Source organism: Actinomadura darangshiensis (assembly GCF_004349235.1).
In the GTDB taxonomy this organism is placed as follows: domain Bacteria; phylum Actinomycetota; class Actinomycetes; order Streptosporangiales; family Streptosporangiaceae; genus Spirillospora; species Spirillospora darangshiensis.
In genome coordinates this window covers 1-2,180 of the sequence record NZ_SMKY01000575.1, presented here as the reverse complement: position 1 = coordinate 2,180, position 2,180 = coordinate 1, and the positions used below count along the sequence as shown (strand labels likewise).

At 71.4% G+C, this 2,180-nt stretch carries 3 protein-coding genes and 1 rRNA gene; 3 read left to right on the top strand and 1 reads right to left on the bottom strand.

Translation table 11 applies throughout. The features are described 5' to 3' along the window. The 3 genes from E1293_RS46545 to E1293_RS46535 form a co-directional block, all read left to right on the top strand. Positions 1-618 (top strand): phytoene desaturase family protein (locus E1293_RS46545; protein WP_207939544.1); only part of this gene is annotated, 618 nt, incomplete at its 5' end. Next, positions 615-1,394 carry a fatty acid desaturase family protein gene (locus tag E1293_RS46540; protein ID WP_132206489.1) on the top strand — a complete coding sequence of 260 codons (780 nt, stop codon included), beginning with the start codon at positions 615-617 and terminating at the stop codon, positions 1,392-1,394. The genes E1293_RS46545 and E1293_RS46540, both read left to right, overlap by 4 nt. A 4-nt stretch (positions 1,395-1,398) precedes the next feature. Continuing rightward, positions 1,399-2,013 (top strand): TetR/AcrR family transcriptional regulator, encoded by a 615-nt coding sequence (locus E1293_RS46535; protein ID WP_132206487.1) that lies wholly within the window; start codon positions 1,399-1,401, stop codon positions 2,011-2,013. A gap of 42 nt (positions 2,014-2,055) precedes the next feature. Here the strand turns inward: E1293_RS46535 and rrf are convergent. Then, positions 2,056-2,172 (bottom strand): 5S ribosomal RNA (gene rrf / locus E1293_RS46530). Positions 2,173-2,180 lie beyond the last annotated feature (8 nt).

Below are 2,180 nucleotides of genomic sequence, written 5' to 3'. Positions count from 1 at the left end.
GCCCTCGCCCGCCCGCTCCGCCCCTATCTGGACCGGGACGAGGACGACATGGGCGGCGCGATCGCCGTGTTCCTCGGCGTGCCCGAGGACGAGGTCGCCGGCCAGGAGTTCACCCACCACCAGCTGCTCCAGGACTACGACCGGCCGCTCGGCGACGGCAACAACATGTTCGTGTCGGTGTCCGCCCACGGCGACACCGACAGCGCCCCGCCGGGCGACCGCGCCGTGATGATCTCCACGCACACCGGGCTCGCGGAGTGGGAGGGGCTGCCGGACGCCGACTACGAGGTCCGCAAGCGGGCCGCCGGGGAGCGCCTCGTGGGCCTGGCGCGCCGCGTCCATCCGAACCTCGGCGAGCGGGCCCGGGTGTGGGACGTCGGGACACCCCGCTCCTACGAACGCTTCGCGTTCCGTCCGCGCGGCGCCGTCGGCGGAGCGCACCAGACACCGCGGAACGCCAACCAGAACGCGATCCCCCACTCCTTGGGCAGGCCGGGCCTGTGGCTCGTCGGGGACTCGACCTGGCCCGGCCTCGGCACCGTCGCGTGCGCGCTGGGCAGCAGGATCGTCGCGGACGAGGTGCTGAAGGCCGCGCGCCGGACGAGGAGGTCCCGGTGATCCCGAGACTCGCCGAACTCGGCCCCGACCTGCTCGCCACGACGCGGCGCCGGCGCATCCTCACGCTGTCACTGCCTTACGCCGGCGTCATCGTCTTCGCGGCGGTGTGGGCCGCCGGATGGTGGTGGCTGACCCCGTTCGTCGCGTTCGGCGTCTTCGTCGCGGTGGTGACGGCGACGCACGACGTCGTCCACCGGTCTCTGGGCCTTGGACGGCGGTCCACCGAGTGGGCCCTGTTCCTCCTCGGCGCGGTGCTGCTGGAAAGCGGCCACGCCTACCGCGCCACCCATCTCCAACATCACCGGACATTCCCGAGCGACGAGGACCCGGAAGGATATCCCGCCGATCTGTCCGCCATCGGCGCCGTGCTGTACGGGCCGGTGTTCCTCGCCCGCCTGTGGGCGTGGGCGTTCCGCCGCGCGTCGGTGCGCCGGCGGCTGTGGCTGCTGGCCGAAGCGGCGCTTCCGTTCGCGGCCGTCGGCGCCGGGATCCTGCTCTGGCGGGGACTGCTCGTGTACGCGGTGCTGGTGATCGTGGGAAGCTGGGTCTATCCGCTGCTGACCGTCCATCTGCCGCACCGGCACTACGGGGACACGCCGCTCACGCAGACGCACACCCTGCGCGGACGCGTCGTTCCCGCGCTGTTCCTGGAGTTGACGTACCACTTGGAGCACCACCTCTACCCCCAGGTCCCGAGCCACCAGCTGGCGCGGCTGGCGCGGCGCCTCGACCCCGTCCTCGCCGAGGCCGGGGTGCGGCCGCGGAAGGTGATCTGAACCGATGGCGTCACGCGCGGAGACGCGGAGCCGGCTCCTCGAAGCGGCCGTCCGGACACTCGCCGCCGAGGGCCACGGCGGGACGACCGCCCGCTCGATCGCCAAGACGGGCGGCTTCGCGCCGGGCGTCATCTACTACCACTTCGAGGATCTGGAGGACCTGCTCGTCGCCGCGCTCCGCCACACGAGCCGCGCCAGGAGAGCACGCTACGAGGAGGTACTCGGGTCCTGCACGGACGCGACGGAGCTGCTCGCCCGTCTCCGTGAACTGTACGCCGAGGACATGCGGGACCAGGGGCACATCGACGCCGTCCAGGAGCTCTTCAGGGCCTCGTCGGCATCCCCGCGACTGCGGGACGAGTTGCTCGACCACGTCGAGTCGTGGTCCGAATTCGCGGCCGCCATGCTCCAGCGCCTCGTCGCGGGGACGGCTCTGGAAGGACTCGCCCCGTCCCGCGACCTCGGAATGATCGCGGTCGCCATGTTCCTCGGCATCCAGACGCTCAGCCACCTGGACGGCGACCGCTCCCGCATCGAATCCCTTTTCGCCACCGCCGAACCTGCCGCGATCCTCTGGGACGCCTTCGCCGGCCGCGGCGGCCATCCGGCGGACAAATGAGAATGGCCCCGCCGGTGTCGGCGGGGCCATCCTGCAATATGAGTCCGGCGGTGTCCTACTCTCCCACACGGTCTCCCATGCAGTACCATCGGCGCTGAAGGGCTTAACTTCCGGGTTCGGGATGGGACCGGGTGTTTCCCCTTCGCCAAAACCACCGAACGACCAAC